This is a genomic window from Streptomyces sp. col6 (genome assembly GCF_008042035.1).
GTDB lineage: Bacteria > Actinomycetota > Actinomycetes > Streptomycetales > Streptomycetaceae > Streptomyces.
Genome location: NZ_RDBL01000062.1, coordinates 1 through 1,974, shown reverse-complemented (window position 1 = coordinate 1,974; position 1,974 = coordinate 1). Strand labels below are relative to the sequence as shown.

Genomic DNA, 1,974 nt, shown 5'->3' with positions numbered 1-1,974 from the left:
CCCCAGGGCCCGCCCCCGGGCGGCGGGTCCTGCGGTGCGCCGAAGCCGCCCGGGGGCGGGCCCTGGGGCGGTTCGTTGGGCGGCTGCTGGGGCGGCTGGGTCATGGCGTTGCGTACCTCGGGAAAAGGGAGGGGGGTCGGTCGGTGGGCCGGTGCGGGCCGCGGGCGGGGCTGCTGCCGCCCGCGGCCTGCCGTGTTCGTCGGGTGCGGCGGTGAACCGTCAGCTGCCGAAGGCCATCATGGTCTTCGTCTCCAGCTCTTCCTTGTCGTTGCTCGCGCTGACCCGCCCGCTCGCGAGGAACGAACGGCCGTCCGCGTACAGGATCTTCGGGTTGTAGAAGGAGCGCTCGATCTCCGAGGTCGAGTCCGGGTGCTGGAGCACCATCTTGGGGCTGCCGCCGGACGGGGAGAGGGTGGCGATGCCGCCGCCCTTGGCGTAGCCGCCGTCCACGTAGAGCAGGACGTCGCCGCCCTCCATGCGCAGCGGCTTCATGGTCTGCTCGGCCGGGGACTCCGCCTTCCACTTCGGCTTGCCGGTGTTCAGGTTGAACGCGACCACCTTGTTGGTGCGGGCGGAGCCGCCGGTGTCGTCCTGCGTCGCCATGTAGAAGGTGTTGGCGTCGGCCGCGACCCCGGTGCAGCCGTCGAGGCGCTGGCCGAAGATGGTGAAGCCGCCGCCGCAGTCCGGCGCGAACTTGTCGCCCTTGTCACCGATCAGCTGGGAGCGGAGCGTGCCGTTCTCGCGGAGCGCGAGGATGCTCCACTTCTTGTCGTCGCTGCTGCTGCCCTTGGTGAGGGAGACGATGAGCGGGGACACCGAGTAGACCTTGTCGACCTCCCAGCCGCGTGCGGGCTTGTAGGTCCACTTGGCCTTGCCCGTGTTCGGGTCCAGCTCCTCGATCTCGTGCTGCGGGTTGTCGAGGTCGTCGGTGCGGCAGTTGACCGCGGCGATCAGCTTGGCGCCGCCCGCGAAGGCGAACGGCTGGCAGTTGCCGGACCGCTTGCCGAACACCTCCTTGCCGTCGCTCACCCGGAAGGCGTTGGCGGCACCGGTGCGGCCGGCCGTCACGGTGTCACCGCTGATGGCCATGGAGAGGTCCGACATCATGTCGAAGAGGCCGCTCTTCTTGACCTCCTTCTTCCACCCCGCCTTGCCCGTGGTGAGGTCGATCTGCTGGAGCGCCGAGCAGTCGGCCTTGTCGGTGGTGCCGTTCTTGATCGCGATGACGATCTTGCCGTCCGCGGTGGTCTGCTCGGGTGCGGAGCAGATGTCCGCCGGCAGCTTCAGCGTCCACTTCTGCTTGCCGTCGGCGACCGCGTAGCCGGAGACCGTGCGGTACATGCCCTTGACGATCGTGTCGCCGACGATCCACGGGCCGTACACGTCCGCGCCGTTGCGCGGCAGGTCGACGTCGTTCTTCTGCAGCCAGAGGATCTTCGCCTCGCCGTCCTTGCGGCCGCTGTTGAGGTCGTCGTCCTCCCGGCCGGTGCCGTTGCCGTCGCCCTCGTCGACGGAGGGCGAGCCGGTCGGCTTCTTGACCTGCTCGGACTTCTTGGCGACCGGCTTGTCGTCGTCGCCGCCGTCGCCGCTGGTCGCGAACCAGACGCCGCCGCCGATGACCAGGAGCGCGGCGACCGCGGCACCGATGATCATCACGGGCTTGCGCTTGAACGGGCTGCCGCCGCCCGGACCGCCGGGGCCGGGGGGAACGGGCGCGCCGGGGTACTGCTGCGGCGGGAAACCGTAACCGGCCTGCGGCTGCTGGCCGTACGGGCCCGGCTGCTGCGGCTGCCCGTAGGGGGCGGTGGGCGGCTGCTGCCCGTAGGGACCGGGCTGCTGGGCCGGCTGCCCGTAGGGGGCGGTCGGCGGCTGCTGACCATAGGGACCGGGCTGCTGGGGCTGCTGGCCGTACGGACCCGGCTGCTGCGGCTTGTCGTACGGGCCCGGCTGCTGCGGGTAGCCGTAGCCCGGCTG

At 71.0% G+C, this 1,974-nt stretch carries 1 protein-coding gene; it reads right to left on the bottom strand.

The features are described 5' to 3' along the window. Positions 1-219: 219 nt before the first annotated feature. Positions 220-1,974: PQQ-binding-like beta-propeller repeat protein (locus EAO73_RS35300; RefSeq protein WP_147975620.1), on the bottom strand; the 1,755-nt coding region annotated here is incomplete at its 5' end.